The sequence below is a fragment of the Variovorax sp. HJSM1_2 genome (assembly GCF_049316285.1).
Taxonomy (GTDB): Bacteria; Pseudomonadota; Gammaproteobacteria; order Burkholderiales; family Burkholderiaceae_C; genus Rhodoferax_B.
This window is the reverse complement of the sequence record NZ_JBMOXA010000008.1, coordinates 222,220-240,897: the sequence shown is the minus strand read 5'-3', so window position 1 is coordinate 240,897 and position 18,678 is coordinate 222,220. Positions and strand designations below refer to the sequence as shown.

At 62.7% G+C, this 18,678-nt stretch carries 18 protein-coding genes; 10 read left to right on the top strand and 8 right to left on the bottom strand.

Going from position 1 to position 18,678, the window contains the following annotated elements; genetic code table 11:
* The first annotated feature begins 116 nt into the window (after positions 1–116).
* The 3 genes from ACFQ95_RS11710 to dapA all read left to right on the top strand — a co-directional run bounded on the left by ACFQ95_RS11710 (position 117) and on the right by dapA (position 3,131).
* Positions 117–1,016 (top strand): NAD-dependent epimerase/dehydratase family protein, encoded by a 900-nt coding sequence (locus tag ACFQ95_RS11710; RefSeq protein ID WP_422831113.1) that lies wholly within the window; start codon positions 117–119, stop codon positions 1,014–1,016.
* Between the two features lie 108 nt (positions 1,017–1,124).
* Complete coding sequence (locus ACFQ95_RS11705; protein ID WP_422831111.1) at positions 1,125–1,964, top strand: SDR family NAD(P)-dependent oxidoreductase; 840 nt, start codon at positions 1,125–1,127, stop codon at positions 1,962–1,964.
* Positions 1,965–2,261: 297 nt separating this feature from the next.
* Positions 2,262–3,131, top strand: a complete 870-nt coding sequence (gene dapA, locus ACFQ95_RS11700) for a 4-hydroxy-tetrahydrodipicolinate synthase (protein WP_422831109.1) — start codon at positions 2,262–2,264, stop codon at positions 3,129–3,131.
* A 17-nt stretch (positions 3,132–3,148) separates the two neighbouring features.
* Here dapA and ACFQ95_RS11695 read toward each other — a convergent pair whose 3' ends face one another.
* Positions 3,149–3,838 carry a Crp/Fnr family transcriptional regulator gene (locus tag ACFQ95_RS11695; RefSeq protein ID WP_422831107.1) on the bottom strand — a complete coding sequence of 230 codons (690 nt, stop codon included), beginning with the start codon at positions 3,836–3,838 and terminating at the stop codon, positions 3,149–3,151.
* A gap of 108 nt (positions 3,839–3,946) precedes the next feature.
* Here ACFQ95_RS11695 and ACFQ95_RS11690 point away from each other — a divergent pair, with 108 nt between their 5' ends.
* Entirely contained in the window at positions 3,947–4,693 is a 747-nt protein-coding gene (locus ACFQ95_RS11690) for a nitroreductase (RefSeq protein ID WP_422831106.1), read from the top strand.
* Positions 4,690–6,348: an AMP-binding protein gene (locus ACFQ95_RS11685; protein ID WP_422831105.1), complete on the top strand. Its 1,659-nt coding sequence runs from the start codon at positions 4,690–4,692 to the stop codon at positions 6,346–6,348. Before ACFQ95_RS11690 ends, ACFQ95_RS11685 begins: the two co-directional genes overlap by 4 nt.
* A 164-nt stretch (positions 6,349–6,512) precedes the next feature.
* Here the strand turns inward: ACFQ95_RS11685 and ACFQ95_RS11680 are convergent, their stop codons facing one another.
* A complete protein-coding gene (locus ACFQ95_RS11680) occupies positions 6,513–7,130 on the bottom strand; it encodes a helix-turn-helix domain-containing protein (protein WP_422831103.1) in 618 nt (205 codons plus the stop codon).
* A gap of 74 nt (positions 7,131–7,204) precedes the next feature.
* Between ACFQ95_RS11680 and argE the strand changes: the two genes are divergently transcribed.
* From argE to ACFQ95_RS11660, 4 genes are all read left to right on the top strand, one after another.
* Complete coding sequence (gene argE / locus ACFQ95_RS11675) at positions 7,205–8,398, top strand: acetylornithine deacetylase (protein WP_422831102.1); 1,194 nt, start codon at positions 7,205–7,207, stop codon at positions 8,396–8,398.
* A 90-nt stretch (positions 8,399–8,488) separates the two neighbouring features.
* The gene (locus tag ACFQ95_RS11670; protein ID WP_422831100.1) at positions 8,489–9,775 is read left to right on the top strand and encodes an MFS transporter; all 1,287 of its coding nucleotides are present in this window, start codon (positions 8,489–8,491) and stop codon (positions 9,773–9,775) included.
* A 9-nt stretch (positions 9,776–9,784) separates the two neighbouring features.
* Positions 9,785–10,810, top strand: a complete 1,026-nt coding sequence (locus ACFQ95_RS11665; protein ID WP_422831098.1) for a threonine/serine dehydratase — start codon at positions 9,785–9,787, stop codon at positions 10,808–10,810.
* Entirely contained in the window at positions 10,807–11,820 is a 1,014-nt protein-coding gene (locus ACFQ95_RS11660) for an ornithine cyclodeaminase family protein (RefSeq protein ID WP_422831097.1), read from the top strand. Before ACFQ95_RS11665 ends, ACFQ95_RS11660 begins: the two co-directional genes overlap by 4 nt.
* Positions 11,821–11,827: 7 nt before the next feature.
* Here ACFQ95_RS11660 and moaD read toward each other — a convergent pair whose 3' ends face one another.
* From moaD to ACFQ95_RS11630, 6 genes are all read right to left on the bottom strand, one after another.
* Positions 11,828–12,082, bottom strand: a complete 255-nt coding sequence (gene moaD, locus ACFQ95_RS11655; RefSeq protein WP_422831095.1) for a molybdopterin converting factor subunit 1 — start codon at positions 12,080–12,082, stop codon at positions 11,828–11,830.
* Positions 12,083–12,161: 79 nt separating this feature from the next.
* Positions 12,162–13,442, bottom strand: a complete 1,281-nt coding sequence (glp, locus tag ACFQ95_RS11650) for a gephyrin-like molybdotransferase Glp (protein ID WP_422831094.1) — start codon at positions 13,440–13,442, stop codon at positions 12,162–12,164.
* Positions 13,443–13,498: 56 nt separating this feature from the next.
* Positions 13,499–14,035, bottom strand: a complete 537-nt coding sequence (gene mobB / locus ACFQ95_RS11645; protein WP_422831093.1) for a molybdopterin-guanine dinucleotide biosynthesis protein B — start codon at positions 14,033–14,035, stop codon at positions 13,499–13,501.
* Positions 14,036–14,040: 5 nt separating this feature from the next.
* Positions 14,041–15,480: a threonine synthase gene (gene thrC / locus ACFQ95_RS11640; protein WP_422831091.1), complete on the bottom strand. Its 1,440-nt coding sequence runs from the start codon at positions 15,478–15,480 to the stop codon at positions 14,041–14,043.
* Positions 15,480–16,802, bottom strand: a complete 1,323-nt coding sequence (locus ACFQ95_RS11635) for a homoserine dehydrogenase (RefSeq protein ID WP_422831089.1) — start codon at positions 16,800–16,802, stop codon at positions 15,480–15,482. Before ACFQ95_RS11635 ends, thrC begins: the two co-directional genes overlap by 1 nt.
* A 46-nt stretch (positions 16,803–16,848) precedes the next feature.
* Entirely contained in the window at positions 16,849–18,072 is a 1,224-nt protein-coding gene (locus ACFQ95_RS11630; protein WP_422831087.1) for a pyridoxal phosphate-dependent aminotransferase, read from the bottom strand.
* A gap of 181 nt (positions 18,073–18,253) precedes the next feature.
* Between ACFQ95_RS11630 and ACFQ95_RS11625 the strand changes: the two genes are divergently transcribed.
* Positions 18,254–18,631, top strand: a complete 378-nt coding sequence (locus ACFQ95_RS11625) for an Mth938-like domain-containing protein (protein WP_422831085.1) — start codon at positions 18,254–18,256, stop codon at positions 18,629–18,631.
* The last annotated feature ends 47 nt before the right edge of the window (positions 18,632–18,678 follow it).

Sequence of the window (18,678 nt, the reverse complement as noted above, 5' to 3'; positions counted from 1 at the left end):
CAAGGTGGTCGATGGTGTGCTGCGCCCGGTGATCGAGCAACGCTTCGACCCGGCCATCATTCCCGCCGCTTCACCGCTGTGCAAGATGTCCTAAGCCACACTGCAAAGGAAGTTCCATGCGGCAGTTGAAGAAGGTATTGGTCACCGGCGGCAGCGGCTTTTTGGGCGCGTGGATCGTGCGCCGGCTGCTGGCCCAGGGCATTGGTGTGCGTGTATTCGACCAGCACAACCGGCGCGACACCATGGTGTCGATCGCCGGTGCCGTGGCGCACACACTCGACTGGCGTGTGGGCGACATCAGCCGCGCGGCCGATGTGCAGCAGGCCATGCACGGCTGCGACGGGGTGATCCACCTCGCGGGTGTGCTGACGCCGTTGTGCAGCGCCGAGCCGGTGCGCGGGGCCGAGATCAACCTCATAGGCTCGCTGCATGTGTTTGACGCAGCACTGGCGCAGGGCATCACGCAAATCGTCTACGCCAGTTCGGCCGGTGTTTATGGCCCGGACGACGCGTCACACCCTGCGCCCGCCACCCACTACGGCGCATTCAAGCTGGCGGTGGAAGGTGCGGCGCAGGCCTATTGGCGCGAGCAACACCTGGCCAGCGTGGGCTTTCGCCCGTTTGTGGTGTACGGCCCCGGCCGCGAAAGCGGCGCCAGTGCAGGCCCCAGCCTGGCCTGCCGCGCAGCGGCACGCGGCGAAGCCTTCACCATCGCCATGACCGGCAGCTGTGGCCTGGTCTACGTGGACGACGTGGCGCAGGCCTTTGTGCAAGCGCTGCTGACGCCGGTGCAAGGCGCGCCGGTCTACAACATGGTGGGGGTGCAGGCCAGCATGGACCAGGTGATGGACGAGATCCGCCGCCAGGCGCCTGCCGCCCGGTTGCGCGCCGAAGGCCAGCCGCTGACGATTGCCGAGGGCATCAGCGAAGACGGGCTGGATACCCTGCTGCCGGGCCGGCAGAAAACCAGCCTGACCCAGGGCATTGCCGCCACGCTGCGGCATTACGGCCAGTAAAAACCAGGCAAGACCAGGCAGGGACAAAAAAGCATCACCAGACACGCCGCGCCTGCTGTGCCTTCTCAAGCCTAGCCTCAAGATTGAATTCGATTAGAAAGACCACCCATGCCAGTCTCTGAAAGCTCTCCCCGCGCCGTGCACGCACTCGTCACCGGCGCCGCCGGCGGCATTGGCCGCGGCATTTGTTTTGCGCTGATTGCGCAGGCGCAAAAAGACGACCTGCCGGTGCACATCTCGGCTGCGGCATCACAGCCCGGCGAAAAACTCGACCAGTTGCTGGCCGAGCTGCGTGCCACCGGCGCCAGCGCCACCGGGGTGAGCGGCGACATCACCGACCCCGCACAATGCGCCGCCCTGGTGGCCGGGGCACACGCCGCCGCAGGCGACCTCACGGCACTGGTGTGCAACGCCGGTGCCTCCGGACCAGGCCACCTGGCCGATCTGCCGGTGGCGCAGTGGGACCACACCTTCAACCTCAACACCCGCTCGGCCTGGCTGATAGCACAGGCCGCCTACCCCCAGTTGCTGCGCAGCCGCGGCAGCATCACGGCGGTGGCATCGATGTCCGGCCTCACACCCCACCCAGGCTACGGCGCCTACTCGGCCGCCAAAGCCGCACTCATCATGTTGTGCCGCCAGTTGGCGCAGGAATGGGGCGCGGACGGCATTCGTGTCAACACCGTATGCCCCGGCATGGTCCACACACCACTGACCGATGCGGTCTACCACGACCCCAATGTCAAAGCCAAACGCGAGAGCCTGGTGCCGTTGGGCCGCATAGGCCAGCCGGCCGACATAGGTGCGGCCGTGGCGTTTCTCTCCAGCCCCGGTGCGGCCTATGTGACGGGACAGAACCTGGTCGTCGACGGTGGTATCTCAGACCACATGCTGACCATGATTCCGGGCCGCCCCGGCCGCACCGCCATCGGGCAGTACGTGAGCTGATCGCTTCATCATGTGATCGCGTTCTGGTTTTATACTGCGAGCATGCCCGCCTACTCCACGTCCATCCACCATGCTGCATCCCTTGTTGCAGCACCGGACGTTGGCCATGTCGGTCATGTTGGTAAAGCCAAAAAACCCAAGCTCATCTGACCGGAGCTGCGGTTCCGTCCAGATGAGCGACGGAACCCGCACAACGTCAGAAACCACGGCATCCTCCCTTCGTTTTCAGGCGCCCACGCAGTCTCCTCGCTTCGCTGAACGGTCTCTTACGGTCGTGTTCTGCAAGGATACAAGCGCATGTCTTCTCTCGGTACTTCTGTTGATTTTTCGGGGCTCTGGATTCCGCTCGTCACCCCTTTCCGCCAGGGCGCGGTAGACCATGCGGCGCTGGCCGCTCTGGTCAAACGCCTACATGCCGATGGTGTGGCGGGCCTGGTAGTGTGTGGTTCCACGGGCGAAGCCGCAGCCCTGGATACCGCCGAACAAGACGCGGTGCTGGCCACCGTGCTGCGGGCGGCCGCGGGCTTGGCCGTGGTGATGGGTGTATCGGGCTACCACCTGGGCCATACGCTGGAGCGTGTAGCCGAGTTGAACAGCCAGCCGCTGGCCGGCCTGCTGGTCGCCGCACCGCACTACATCCGCCCGTCCCAAGCAGGCCTGCAGCAATGGTTTGAAGCGATTGCCAGCGCCAGCCGCCATGCCATCATCGTCTACGACATTCCCTACCGCACGGGCGCTACGCTGGAGCTGGCCACGCTGCGTGCACTGGCCGCCCACCCCAACATCCGCGCGCTGAAGGACTGCGGCGGCAACACGACCAAGACGCAGGCCTTGATTGGCGATGGCCAGTTGCAAGTGCTGGCGGGCGAAGACATACAAATCTTCACCACCGTGGCCTTGGGTGGTGTTGGCGCCATCGCTGCCAGCGCGCATGTGCACACGCGGCGTTTTGTTGAGCTTTTGCAGCGTCTGCAGCAACACGATCTGCCCGCTGCACGCGACGTGTGGCACGGCCTGCGCCCCTTGGTCGAACTGGCTTTTGCCGAGCCCAACCCTGGCCCGGTGAAAGCTTTACTGGCTTTGCAGGACGAGATGACGGCCGAGTTGCGTGCGCCGATGACACCGGCATCGGCAGCACTGCTCACGCAGCTGAAAACACTTCTTTAATGGTGCGGGCTGAGGGCTCAGGATTTTCGCGCATAAGCCTGTAGCCCCGCCAGGTTCAACACTTCGATCGCGCCGTACTGGATACGCAGCAAGCCCGCTTCTTCCAGTTCGTGTAATGCCTTGTTGGTGTTCTGCCGCGACAAGCCGCTGAGCCGCCCAATTTCTTCCTGCGACAACACCAGCAGCTTGTGTGTGGTCGGAAAAAGCAATGGGTTGAACAACTCGGCAAGACAGTAGGCGACACGCACATTGGCCTCGCTGAAGCGCAGGATTTCGATGAATTCCACGTAGTGCCCGAGCCGCGCGTTGAGTTGGTCTATGACCCAACGGCTGAAGAAGTGGCTCTCATCGATGAGCCATTGAAAAGTGTCACGCGGCAGAAATGCCACCTTGCTGTCGCGTATCGCCACAACCGCGTAAGGACGCGCCTCACCTTTGAGGACGGCACCTTCGCCAAACCACGCACCCGAAGACACACCGGCAAAGGTGGTGCTACGGCCATCGGCGGCCACGGTATCGACCTTCAGCATGCCCTCGACCACCCCCAGCCAGTGCACCGATGGCGCACCTCGTGGGCACACCGTGGCGCCCGCAGCGTAGCTCTTCAGAAACATGTCGCGGCCCACCTTTGCCAACTGATCTTCGGTCAATCCCTGGCTCCAGGTGGACGACAGAACAAAGGTTTGCAACAGGTTCTCAAATGTCATGTGCTGAACATTCTTAATGAAGGAAGAAGTCTATGATTTTCCGACGACGGTGAGCGCTTTGACAAGCAAGCTGGGCTGCGCCGCCTCGCATCAGAACATTGGAGACTTATGGAACGCCACCCTCTCGCACCGTCGCTTGACGCGACGACACTCGCGCATGCCGTGGACTGGGCGATTGCCTCGCGCCGCAGCATTCGTGCCTTCAGCCCTCAAGCCGTGTCGCGGCAAGACATCGACGCCATCCTGGAAGTTGCGCGTTATGCGGCCTCCGGCATGAACACCCAGCCCTGGCAGGTCCATGTGCTGACAGGATCCGCCAAAGAACGCTTGAGCCGTGCGATTGCGGCCATCGACGACGACCCGCAACACAGCCAGGAGCTGCGCGAACCCTACACCTATTACCCGCTCACCTGGGTCGCCCCTTTTGTGGACCGGCGGCGCAAGGTCGGCTGGGATTTGTACGGCCTCCTGGGCATCAGCAAGGGCGACAAAGCGCGCATGCACCAACAACATGGCCGCAACTACCACTTCTTTGATGCGCCAGTAGGGCTGATCTTCACCATAGACAAAGTGATGGCACAAGGCAGCTTTCTCGACTACGGCATGTTTTTGCAAAGCATCATGGTCGCCGCGCGTGCACGTGGACTGGATACCTGCCCGCAGGCGGCGTTCACCAAGTTTCATGCGGTGATCTCTCAGCAACTTGTGATTCCCGACTCCCAGATGGTGGTGTGCGGCATGAGCCTGGGTTATGCCGCTGCCAACAGCGTAGAGAACACCTTGGTGACTGAGCGCGAACCGGTTTCCGCGTTCACCACCTACCACCATCACGTGCACCAGGAGGCCACCCCATGAGCCACCAAGCCTACGCCACGGGGCTGGACCGCAACCCCGCCAACCACGTGCCACTCACGCCGCTGGGTTTTCTGGACCGCACCGCCAGCGTCTACCCCGAGCGCATCGCCATCGTGCATGGCGCGCTGCGCCAGACCTGGGCGCAAACGCGGGAGCGCTGCTACCGCCTGGCCTCGGCCTTGTGCAGCCAGTTTGGTATTACACGCGGCGATACCGTTTCCATCATCGCCCCCAACACGCCCGCCATGTTCGAAGCCCACTTCGGCATCCCACTGGCCGGTGCTGTGCTGAATGCCATCAACTGCCGGCTTGACGCCGACGGCATCGCCTTCATCCTGCAACATGGCGAGTGCAAACTTCTGCTGGTGGACAGCGAGTTCACCGAAGTGGTGTCGCGCGCCATTGCACGCCTGGACAACCCGCCCCGGCTGGTGGCCATCCATGACAGCGAAGCCCCTCGCGCGGCTGGCATAGTTGAAATGGATTACGAGTCCTTGCTCGCCCTCGGCGACGCAGGCTTTGCCGGTCTATGGCCCGAAGATGAGTGGGAACCCATAGCACTCAACTACACCTCGGGCACCACCGGCGACCCCAAAGGCGTGGTGCCCAGCCACCGGGGCACTTACCTCATGAGCCTGCTGCAACTGACCGATTGGGCCGTACCCCGCGCCCCGGTGTATCTGTGGACGCTGCCGATGTTCCATGCCAATGGATGGTGCTTCACCTGGGCCATCACCGCAGCGGCGGGAACACATGTGTGCCTGCGCAAGGTTACGGCAGGCGCGATCTTCAGCGCCATTGCAGAACACGCGGTAGATCATTTCTGCGCCGCCCCGACCGTGCTGGCCATGCTGGTCAACGCGCCGCCGGGCGAACGGCGAGCCCTGCCGCGCGCCGTCAGGGTGCTCACGGCGGGGTCTCCACCGCCCGCCAGCATTCTGGAATCAACTTCGGCCATGGGGTTTTCGGTCGACCATGTGTACGGCATCACCGAGATATCAGGCACCCCTGTGAGCTGCGCCTGGCAGTCATCCTGGAACACACTCCCCGCGCAGCTGAAGGCACAACAGCAGGCCCGCCAGGGTGTGCGCGCAGCGGCGCTCGAAGGTTTGCGGGTGGTCGATACACACATGTCACCCGTGCCGTCAGATGGTGTGACCAGCGGTGAAATTGTGATCCGTGGCAATACCGTGATGAAGGGTTATTTGAAAAACCCCAAAAGTACCGCCGACGCCTTTGCAGGCGGCTGGTTTCACACCGGCGACGTGGCGGTAGTGCACCCGGATGGCTACGTGCAGATCACCGACCGCTCCAAAGACATCATCATCTCCGGGGGAGAGAATATTTCCTCGGTGGAAGTCGAAGATGTCTTGCACCGGCACCCCAGTGTGCTCCACGCCGCACTGGTGGCCAAGCCCGATGAAAAATGGGGCGAGGTGCCCTGTGCCTTCATTGAGTTGAAGCAGGCGTCGCCTGGCCTGTCAGAAGCCGAGTTGATCGCCTTTTGCCGCGAGCGTTTGGCGCACTTCAAATGTCCACGCCGCGTGGTGTTCATGGTGCTGCCGAAAACGGCCACGGGCAAAATTCAGAAATTCCGGCTGCGTGAGTTGGCTGGCAGTAGTCAAGCCATTGCACCCACCAAGCTCGCGGCTTAGCTAAGGCAGCGCTGAACAAGTCCACTCGGATGGCCGCGCCCTGGAATGGGAGGGACTGCTAGGCGCAAATCCTCGCCATAGCCCGTGCTATGGCGAGGATTTGCAACGCCGCAGGCTGCCCATGCCAGGGATGCGGACGCCGAGAGGGAATTGTTCAGCGTTGCCTAAGCCAGTTCCTGCAAGCCGCCATCCTTGGCATCGTTGCAGCACACCACCAGGATCTGCGCGCCCTCGTCGCCACCGTTCACGTAGAGGTGGCCGAGGCCGCTGTCGAAGTAGATGCTGTCGTGTTTTTCGAGCCGCGCCACGCGGCCATCGGCGAAGTGCATCTCCAGCACACCGTCGAGCACAAAGATGAATTCTTCGCCCGGGTGTTTGCTGAACTCGCCCGGCCGCAGCACCGAGCGCGCTTCGACACGGCCAATCATAGGCGTCATCTTCTTCGCCGCCACCTTGGTGGCCAGCATGCCGTAGAGGTAGCGCTCGGACTTGTACTCCACCACCTCTTCGCTGCGCGTGACGACGGCACTGCCGGCCTCAAAGCCACCGGGGGCATCACCAAACAGCATCGACAAATCGAGCTTCAGCGCTGCCGCCAAGGCGGCGAATTTTTCGTAGCTCAGCGCCAGCAGGCCACGCTCGGCTTTGGAGATAGACGCCACCGACACCTGGGACAACTCGGCCAACTCGGCCAGCGTGAGGTTCAGCGCCTGGCGTGCGCTGCGCAAGCGCAGGCCCAGTTCCGATTTGTCGAGTACGGTTTTGCCCGGCGGAGTGGTCATGGCGAGGTGAGCAATGGGAGACACAACTTGCATCAGATATTTCTTATATGAAAATTTTCGTATATGATAATTTTATGAAAACGCCGAACACCGCTGCCCTTTTTCCGGTTTCTCTCGCATGGATAGAAAAGCTCATCCGCTTCGACACCACCAGCTTTCAGTCTAATCTGGGCCTGATAGAAGCGGTGCGCGACTACCTCGCGGAAGCCGGCATCCCGGCCACCCTCACCTTCGAGCCCAGTGGCAAAAAAGCCAACCTGTTTGCCACCTTACCCGCAGCCGATGGCGGCACGCAAGGCGGGATTGTGCTGTCTGGCCACACCGACGTGGTGCCGGTCAAAGGCCAGAACTGGGACAGCCCGCCCTTCGAGCCGACGATTCGCGACGGAAAACTCTATGGGCGCGGCGCCTGCGACATGAAGGGTTTCATCGGTGTGGCGCTGGCCTTGCTGCCCGAGATGCAGGCCGCCCGCTTGCGCGAACCGATTCACTTCGCCTTGTCCTGCGACGAAGAACTCGGCTGCATTGGCGCGCCCTACATGCTGGCCGACCTGAAGGCACGCGGCATCACGGCCAACGGCTGCATCGTCGGTGAACCCACCGACATGCGCCCCATCGTGGCCCACAAAGGCATCAATGCCTACCGTTGCCGTGTGCACGGCCATGCGGCGCATTCTTCACTCACGCCCCAGGGTTTGAACGCCATCGAATACGCGGCGCGCTTGATCTGCTTCATCCGCGACCAGGCCGACCAGTTCCGCGCCCAGGGCCCGTTCGACCAGGACTTCGACGTGCCCTTCACCACGCTGCAGACCGGCACCATACAGGGCGGCATTGCGCTCAACACCGTGCCCGCACAGTGCGAGTTCAGCTTTGAATACCGCAACCTGCCGGGCGTGGACAACGCCCCCATACTGGCGCGCATCCAGGACTATGCGGCCAATACCTTGCTGCCGCGCATGCGTGCCGAGCACCCCGACGCACGCATCGAATTCGACACCCTGGCACTCGCGCCCACACTCGACGCCTCGGAGCAAGCCGCCATCACACAACTGGTGCGCGCGCTCACTGAGGACCGTGCCACACGCAAGGTGGCCTATGGCACCGAGGCCGGGTTGTTCCAGGCCATGGGCATTCCGGCCATCGTCTGTGGGCCGGGCAACATCGAGCAGGCACACAAGGCCAACGAATACGTCACGCTGGAGCAGATCGCGCAGTGCGAAGCCTTTATGCGCAAGCTGATTCAAAGCCTTTCGGTCACCACCTGACCGCCCCTTTTCCGCTGTCATAACGCCGGTCTCCAGCACCGGCATGCCCTTGGCTTTTCGTCGTTTCCAATGTTTCAAGGAATCCGTCCCATGGCTCAGAACCCCCCGTCCTTTCCGGCCCAGCCCACCGACGTACACGCACCACCGTGGCGAGCGGTGATTTCGGCGTCCATAGGCAACGCCTTGGAGTGGTTCGACCTGGTGGTCTACGGCTTTTTTGCTGCCACCATCTCCAAGCTGTTTTTCCCCACGGGGGACGACACGGTGTCGCTGCTGCTCACGCTGGGCACCTTTGGTGTGTCGTTCTTCATGCGGCCGCTGGGCGCCATCCTCATCGGTGCCTATGCCGACCGCGCGGGCCGCAAGGCCGCCCTCACACTGTCCATCGTGCTGATGTTCATCGGCACACTGATGATCAGCGTGGTGCCGACCTACGCCAGCATTGGTTTGCTGGCCCCAGCCGTGCTGGTGTTGGCGCGCATGATCCAGGGCTTCTCGGCCGGTGGTGAGTTTGGCAGCGCCACGGCCTTCCTGGCCGAACACGCACCCAACCGCCGCGGCTTTTTCTCGAGTTGGCAAGTCGCCAGCCAAGGCCTGACCACGGTGTTGGCCGCCGGCTTTGGCGCCGTGCTCACCGGCAGCTTGAGCGCGGACCAGATGAACAGCTGGGGCTGGCGCATTCCCTTCATCTTCGGCCTGCTCATCGGCCCCGTGGCCTATTACATTCGCCGCCACGTGGACGAGAGCCCGGAGTTCCAACGCATTGAAGCCACCACGACGCCGCTGCGCGATGCCTTCAGCGAGCAAAAGCTGCGCCTGCTGCTGGCCGTGGGCATTGTGATCCTGGGCACGGTGTCGACCTACCTGGTGTTGTTCATGCCAATCTACGGCGTGAAGCAACTCGGCCTGCCGGCTTCGGTGGTGTTTTCGGCCACCACCATGGTGGGCGTGATCCAGATGTTCCTGGCGCCCGCCATCGGCCATTTGTCTGACCGCGTGGGCCGTGTGCGCCTGATGAGCATCGCCGCCGTGTTGATGCTGCTGGCCATCTACCCCATGTTTGCCTACCTTGCGGCATCGCCCAGCTTCGGCACGCTGCTGGTCGTGCAGATCATCTTCGGCACCTTGATGACCAGCTACTTTGCGCCCGTGCCCGCCTTGTTGTCCGAGCTGTTCCCCACGCACACCCGCACCACCAGCCTGTCTTTGAGCTACAACACGGCGGTGACGATTTTTGGTGGCTTCGCGCCCTTCATCCTGACGTGGCTGATCAGCGTGACCAACGACAAACTGTCGCCCAGCTACTACCTGATGTTTGCCGCTGCCATCAGCCTTGCTGCACTGGTAGGCACGCGCCGTCATCTGGGCTTCAAATAACCTCAACACATGTTCCTCCGAGAATTTATGTCGCAACAAGACCTCGTCATCGACACCCAAACCCAGCCCACGCTGGATGCCATCCGTGCGCAGCACAGCAAGCTCGCACCGTATGTGTTCACCACACCCACACAAGACCGCGATGTGCTGGCCGACCTGAGCGGCACGGCCATCAACTTCAAGTTTGAATTGCTGCAAGCCAGCGGCACCTTCAAGGCGCGTGGCGCGTTCTCCAACCTGCTGGCCCTGAGCCTCAAGCAACATGCTGCCGGTGTGACCTGTGTGAGCGCGGGCAACCACGCGGTGGCCGTGGCCTATGCGGCCATGAAGCTGGGCATCAGCGCCAAGGTGGTGATGATCAAGACCGCCAGTCCGTTCCGGGTGGCGCTGTGCCGCCAATACGGAGCCGAAGTGGTGATGGCCGACAACGGCGCCGTGGCCTTTGAACAGGTGCGCCACATCGAGGCAACCGAGGGGCGCTTCTTCGTGCATCCGTTCAACGGCTACCACACGGTGCTGGGCACGGCCACGCTGGGTTTTGAGTGGGCCACCCAAGCCCGTGCGCTGGATGCGGTGATCGTGCCCATAGGCGGTGGTGGCCTGGCCGCTGGGGTTGCCACGGCCTTCAAGCTGGTGCAGCCCGAATGCAAGGTCTACGGTGTAGAGCCCGAGGGCGCGGACAGCATGGCGCAGAGTTTCAAGACCGGCGGCCCCATCAAGATGGGAGCCATGCAAGGCATTGCCGACAGCCTGATGGCGCCACACACCGAGGCCTACAGCCTGAACCTGTGCCGCCAGAACATCGATGAACTGACCACCGTCAGCGACGACCAGATTCGCCAGGCCATGGTGGTGCTGTTTGAAGAACTGAAGCTCGCGCCCGAGCCCGCCTGCGCCGTGGCCACGGCCGCGCTGTTGGGCCCACTGCGCACCAAGCTGCAAGGCAAACGTGTGGGTGTACTGCTGTGTGGCACCAACACAGACCTGGGCACACTCTCCAAACACCTGGATGCGGCAAAGGCTGCCACGGCATGAGCCGCATCAGCCAAGCAACAGTCCCGCCAGTGCTGTTCCTGAGCGCGGCACAAATCGCCAGCCTGCTGAGCGTGGCCGAATGTATAGACGTGATGGCCGACGCCATGGCCGAGCTGGCGCGTGGCAGCGTGCACCAGCCGCTGCGCCAGATCGTGCGCCCGCCGGACGCGATTGGTTTGCTGGGTTTGATGCCCGCCTATATCGGCGGCGCCGATCCGGTGTACGGCGCCAAAACCGGCGGCTTCTTCCCCGGCAACAGCGTCATGGGGCTGGACCCACACCAGGGCTGTGTGCTGCTGTTCAGCGGCAGCACGGGGGCGTTGTTGGGCGTGATGGCGGCGTCTGAGATCACCGGCATCCGCACCGCCGCCATGACCGGCCTGGCCACGCGCCTGCTGGCCCGGCCAGAAGCGCAAACGCTGGCGCTGGTGGGCAGCGGCCATCAGGCCGCGTGGCAACTCGCAGCGGTGGCGGCGGCACGGCCACTCACCAAGGTCAAGGTGGCCGCGCGCAGCCTGGCCAGCGCTGAAGCCTTTGTGGCGGCGCAGCAGCCGCACTACAACTTCGCGCTGGAGGCCGTCTCTTCGGTTGAAGAAGCCGTGGCCCAGGTGGACATTGTGGTCACGGTGACCAGCGCCCGCGAGCCGATTGTCAAAGCGGAATGGATTGCGCCCGGCACCCACCTCAACGTGGTGGGCTCGAGCACCCCTTCACACGCCGAAATGGAAGCTGCGCTGATGGGCCGGGCGTCGTTGTTTGTCGACCGGCGCGAGTCCACGCTCAACGAAGCGGGTGACTACCTGAACGCGCACAAGGCTGGCCTGGTGACCCCGGCAAGTCTGCTGGCCGAGTTGGGTGAACTGGTGATTGGCCAGCACCCGGGCCGCAGCAGTGCGGGTGAAGTCACGTTGTTCAAATCGCTCGGTATGGCGTTGGAAGACGTAGCCACGGCGCGGGTGTTGTACCAACGCGCTCGGGAACGCCAAGTCGGGACCTGGCTGGAGCAATAAGCGTGGCTTAACCGCCGGTGACGGGTGGAAAAAACGCCACCTCGTCACCTTCAGCCAACAGCGCCGTTTCATCACTCATCACCTGGTTGCGCGCCAGCCGCACGGTTTTGCCACGCGCCAGGCTGCTGGCGTAGGCGCCGCCCCGGGCGATCAATTCGTCTCGCAGCGCGCCCAAGGTGGCGGCGTTGGTCTCGACCGGCTCGCTGCCCGTGCCAATGGCTTCGCGCACCGAAGCAAAGTATTTCACCGAGAGCTTCTTCATCGCCGGGCCGCCCCAAGATGAAGAGCGGCCCCCTCGGGGGGCAGCGACCACACATGGTGGGCAGCGTGGGGGCTACTTCTCATGCCAGCAACTCCGCAAACGGAATAAAGTGCACCGTGTCACCACGCGCGATGCTTTGGCCGGGCGGGTTGTCGATCACACCGTCGCCCCACACGCTGGAGGTGAGCACACCCGAGCTTTGGTTTTTGAACAGCTCCAGCCCGCCTTGCGCATTACGGCGCACGCGCAAAAACTCGCGCCGGCGGTCACCACGTGGCCAGTCGAAATCGGCACGCAGCGCATAACCCACGGGGGTGATCTGGCTGGCGCCCTGCAGTTTCAGCAGAAACGGTCGCACCAGCAGCAGGAAGGTCACAAAACTAGACACCGGATTACCCGGCAAACCAATGAAATGGCAGGCCGCGTGCGGCGTACCGGGCGCCACGATGGGGTAGGTGATCTGGCCATAGGCGAAGGGCTTGCCGGGCTTGATGGCGATTTGCCAGAGGTTGAGTGTGCCGAGTTCTTGCACCGCGGGTTTGATGTGGTCCTCGTCGCCCACCGAGACACCACCGCTGGTGAGGATGAGGTCGTGCGACACCGCTGCATCGCGCAGCGCCTGTATGGTGGCGGCCCGTTGGTCGGGCACGATGCCCAGGTCGGTGACCTCGCAGCCCAGGCGCGTCAGCAAGGCGCGCAAGAAGAAGCGGTTGGAGTTGTAGATGGCACCGGGCGGCATGTCGGCCGGCGCCACGGCACCTGGCATCACCAACTCGTCGCCGGTGGAAAACAAGGCCACACGCGGCTTGCGTGCCACCTGCAAATGCGCCATGCCCACGCTGGCGGCCATGCCGAGTGCGGCGGGGCCCAGACGCTGGCCAGCGCTCAATACTTCGGCACCCAGGGTCACGTCTTCACCGCTGCGACGCACCCACTGCCCGACTTTGGGCACACTGTTGATGCGCACCGCGCCAGCGGGCTGTTCCAGCGCTTCACATTCTTCCTGCATCACTACCGCATCGGCACCGGGTGGCAAGGCTGCACCGGTGAAGATGCGCGCAGCCGTGCCGGGCTGCAGCGCCGTGCCCACGCTGCCTGCGGCAATACGTTGCGACACCGGCAACACCATGCCTGCGGCCGGCACATCGGCGGCGCGCATGGCGTAGCCGTCCATGGCGCTGTTGTCTTGCGGCGGCACCTGCAGTGGCGACACCACCGACTGCGCGAGGATGCGGCCATCGGCATCGAAGGTAGCAAGCGCTTCGGCTTGCGATAGCGGCACGGCAAAAGCCAACAACTCGGCCAAGGCTTGGTCGAGCGACTTGAGGGGCTGAACTATTGGTTTAGAAGCTTGGGACATGGTCATAACATCTCATGGTCTTTTGGCACGGCCATGCGTTCCACCAGCGTGTGAAGTTATGCCGTTGCCTCGGGTGCACTGTAGTCGAACCGGGCCGCGTGTTGTGCAAGCCATGCGGCTATTTGCCCGGCGTCGTTAAGGTCAAGCACGGGCAGCGCCGTGGGCTCGGGCAGGCTGGCCGCATCGTCGGTGATGATGGCCAACACCAGCGGGTCGTATGGGTAGATCGCGGGCTTACCGGCACTCGCGCGCCAGATTTCCAGCTTGGGCAGGTCGCTGTTTTTGAAACCTTCAACCAGCGCCCAATCTATGCCGTTATCCAGCAGCGCCAACAGGCTGTGCACATTGGGCGGCGTGGGCACTTCCAGCTCGCGCATCAGCGCCAGGCGAAGGTCGGAGGCCACCAGCACCTCAAACGCGCCAGCCTTGCGGTGGCGGTACGAGTCTTTGCCGGGCTGGTCGATGTCGAACTGGTGGTGCGCGTGTTTGACCACCGACACACGTTGGCCGCCGGCTTTGAGCGCCGGGATCAAGCGCTCCAGCAAGGTGGTTTTACCCGCGCCGGAGTAACCTGCAAAGCAAACCACCTTCATAAAATTTACGCGCAGGCTTTCTCGATGAAAGCTTTGACCACGGCCACGTCGGCCGGTAGGTCAACCACGCGGCGTGGCAGGTCTTCGATGCCGGCAAACTTGGCTGGCCGCTCGGGCGCACGGCCCAGGGCTTGCTGCACGGTGGCGGCAAACTTGATGGGCAGCGCGGTCTCCAGCACGATCATAGGCACACCGGCCTGATCGGCATTCTTGCGCACCTGCTGCGCCACCTTCACGCCGTCGGCCGTGTGGGTGTCGATGACCACGCCGTGGCGTTTATCGGTGTCGCGTATGGTGGCCAGGCGGTCGGCATGGGTGCTCTTGCCGCTGATGAAGCCATAACGTGCTGCGGCCTCCTTGAACAGCGGGTCGGCGCTCAGGTCGAACTGGCCGGTGCTGGCCAGTTGCGGGCCAAACAGTTCGCGTGTGCGGCTGCCGTCGCGGCCCAGCAGGTCGAACACAAAACGCTCGAAGTTCGAGGCCTTGGAGATGTCCATGGACGGGCTGGAGGTCTCGTGTGTGTCGGCACTGCCGCGCACACGGTAGATGCCGGTGCGGAAGAACTCGTCGAGCACGTCGTTCTCGTTGGTGGCAACCACCAGTTGCGCGATCGGCAGCCCCATCATGCGCGCCACGTGGCCGGCACAGACGTTGCCGAAGTTGCCGCTGGGCACGGTAAAGCTGACCTTTTGCGTCTCGTCCGTGGTCGCCTGTATGTAGCCGGCGAAGTAGTAGACCACTTGTGCCAGCAGGCGCGCCCAATTGATGGAGTTGACGGTGCCGATCTTGTACTTGCGCTTGAACGCGAGGTCGTTGGACACGGCCTTGACGATGTCCTGGCAGTCGTCGAACACGCCCTCAATGGCGATGTTGTAGATGTTTTCGTCCTGCAGGCTGAACATCTGCGCCTGCTGGAACGGGCTCATGCGGCCTTGCGGGCTGGTCATGAACACACGCACACCCTTTTTGCCACGCATGGCGTATTCGGCGGCGCTGCCGGTGTCGCCACTGGTGGCGCCCAGGATGTTCAGCTCCTCACCACGGCGGCCGAGTTCGTATTCGAACAGATTGCCGAGCAACTGCATGGCCATGTCCTTGAAGGCCAGCGTCGGGCCGTTCGACAAAGCTTCCAGCCACAGACCGTCTTCCAGATGGCGCAGGGGCACGATCTCGCCGGTGCCGAACACCTCGGCGGTGTAAGTCTTCTGGCACAGCGCGCGCAAGTCCTTGGCCGGAATGTCGTCGATGTAGAGCGACAGGATCTCAAACGCCAGGTCGGCATAACCTTGCTCGTGGTAGACCTTGCGCCAGCGGCCCAACGTAGCCGCATCCACCTGCGGATAGGCCACGGGCAGGTACAAGCCGCCATCGGGCGCCAGGCCCTCGAGCAGGATTTCGCAGAACTTGCGCGGCGTGTTGTCGCCGCGGGTGGAGATGTATTGCATCAGGAAAGCTCCTCTTTGCGGATACGGGTGATGGGCTGCAAAACGGTGGGCAGCGCCTGCATGTGGGCGATGGCGTCGTTCATGTTGCCTTCACGCGTTTCGTGCGTCAGGATGATCAAGTCGGTCTGTGTCGAGCCTTCGCCGCCCACTTCATCGGCTTCGCGCTGCAACACGGCGTCTATGCTGATGTCGGCCGCGGCCAGGATGCCCGTGACCTTGGCCAACACGCCGGCTTGGTCGGCCACACGCAGGCGCAGGTAGTAGCTGGTGACCACTTCGCTCATAGGCATCACGGGCAGATCGGACAGCTTGTCGTTCTGGAACGCCAGATAAGGCACACGATGCTCGGCATCGGCTGTCGCCAGACGTGCAATGTCGACCAGATCGGCAATCACGGCGCTGGCCGTGGGCTCGCTGCCCGCGCCCTTGCCGTAGTACAGCGTGGTGCCCACGGCATCGGCCTGCACCACCACGGCGTTCATCGCGCCTTCCACATTGGCAATGAGGCGCTTGGCCGGCACCAGGCTGGGGTGCACACGCAGCTCAATGCCTTGGGGTGTGCGCTTGGTGACGCCCAGGAGCTTGATGCGGTAGCCCAGCTTTTCGGCGTAGCGAATGTCGGCGGCGTCGAGCTTGGTGATGCCTTCGACATAAGCCTTGTCGAACTGCACCGGAATACCGAACGCAATCGCGCTCATCAGCGTGGCCTTGTGCGCTGCATCCACACCTTCGATATCGAAGGTCGGGTCGGCTTCGGCGTAACCCAGGCGTTGCGCTTCTTTCAGCACCACGTCGAAATCAAGGCCCTTGTCGCGCATCTCGGACAGGATGAAGTTGGTGGTGCCGTTGATGATGCCGGCGATCCACTGGATGCTGTTGCCGCTCAAACCTTCACGCAGTGCCTTGATGATGGGAATGCCACCGGCCACAGCGGCTTCAAAAGCCACGATCACACCCTTGGCATGTGCTGCCGCAAAAATCTCGGTGCCGTGCACGGCCAGCAAGGCCTTGTTGGCCGTGACCACGTGTTTGCCAGCGGCAATGGCTTCCAGCACCAATTCGCGCGCCAGGGTGTAGCCGCCAATCAGTTCCACCACCACGTCGATCGCCGGGTTGGCGATGATGGCACGTGCATCGGCCACCACCTGGGCATGCTCGCCCACCAGTTCACGCGCCTTGGCCACGTCGCGGCGCGACACCATGGTCACTTCAATGCCGCGGCCCGCACGTCGCCGAATTTCTTCTTGGTTGCGCTGCAGAACGTTGAACACACCGCTGCCCACGGTGCCGATGCCGAGGATGCCGACTTGGATGGATTTCATAGAGACTCTTGGATAAAAAATGGCTGTGACGCGCTCTGACAGTGCGTCAGGCACTTCGTTTTCGATAGTGTTCGAGGAATTTGGCGATACGCCCAATGGCTTCGCGCAAGTCGTCTTCGTGGGGTAGGAAAACGATGCGGAAGTGGTCTGGCGAAGCCCAGTTGAAACCCGTGCCCTGCACCAGCATGACCTTGGTTTCCTGGAGCATCTCCAGTATGAACTGCTGGTCGTCTTCGATGGGGTACATCGTGCGGTCCAGCTTGGGGAACATATAGAGAGCAGCGCTCGGCTTGACACAACTGACGCCGGGAATGGCAGTGATCAGCTCGTACGCCAGATCACGCTGGCGGCGCAGGCGGCCACCCGGGCCCACCAGGTCGTTGATGCTTTGGTAGCCGCCCAGCGCGGTTTGAATCGCCCACTGCCCTGGCACGTTGGCGCACAGACGCATGTTAGAGAGCATGTTCAGGCCCTCGATGTAGTCCTTGGCGGGCTTCTTGTCGCCCGAGACCACCAGCCAACCGGCGCGGTAGCCGCACGAGCGGTAGCTCTTGCTTAAGGAGTTGAAGGTCAGCGTCAACACATCATCGCTGAGCGAGCCGAGCGCGGTATGTTTCACGCCGTCGTACAAAACCTTGTCGTACACCTCGTCGGCAAAAATCACTAGGCCGTGTTCACGTGCGAGGGCGACGATGCCTTTGAGCAATTCGTCGGAGTACAGCGCACCGGTCGGGTTGTTCGGGTTGATGACGACGATGCCCTTGGTGTTGGGCGTGATGCGGCTGCGGATGTCGGCCAGGTCGGGCATCCAGCCATTCGATTCGTCGCAGATGTAGTGCACGGGCGTGCCGCCGGACAGGCTGACCGCCGCCGTCCACAGCGGGTAGTCGGGCGCGGGCAGCAGCAGTTCGTCGCCATCGTTGAGCAGCGCATTGGTGGCCATGACGATCAACTCGCTGGCACCATTGCCCAGGTAGATGTCGTCCAGCGTCACACCCTTGATGCCTTGCTGCTGGGTGTAGTGCATCACCGCCTTGCGCGCGGCGAAGATGCCTTTGCTGTCCGAATAACCCGCCGAGGTTGGCAGGTTGCGGATCATGTCCTGCTGGATTTCTTCGGGCGAATCAAAACCAAACACCGCCAGGTTGCCGATGTTGAGCTTGATGATCTTTTGGCCCTCTTCTTCCATCTGGCGCGCCGCGTCCATGATGGGGCCGCGAATGTCATAACAAACGCTGGCGAGCTTGGCTGATTTGCGAATGGTCTTCATGTGTTCCAACTTGTCATCTGAGACGGCGCGACCCATGTTGCTGCCCCTACGTTCGCCCTGGTTAACGCGGTTGTCTCCGTCAGGCTAGGCGTGGGCGAAACCTATAATTGGACCACATTTCTATAGCCGACTTTTTGGCGTGGAACCCATATCCAACTGCGCCAGCCAGCGCACCCGCACCATGAAACTCCAACCCGACAAATTCGACGTGCAGGCCATCACGGGTTATGGCCCCGGGTGGGTCAAGGTTGATGGCGAGACCCGGCAGCACAGCCTGCTGCTCACATCGCGCGGCCACATGGTCGACTGGAATTGCCAGCGTTATGAAGATTTGGGCGCAGAGCATTTCGCCATGCTGGCCGAATTGAAGCCCGAGCTGGTGATCTTTGGCAGCGGCGACCGGATTCGCTTCCCCAAGCCCCAATGGCTGCAAACTTTGATGGCGCTGCGCATCGGTTTGGAGACCATGGATACCGGCGCCGCCTGCCGTACCTACAACATCCTCGCGCAGGAAGGCCGTCACGTCGCCGTGGCCTTGCTACTAGAGCCAGCAGCCTGAAGGTCGATTTCAGGGTAAAATCAGGGGCTGTTGTTCAAAGAAAACCA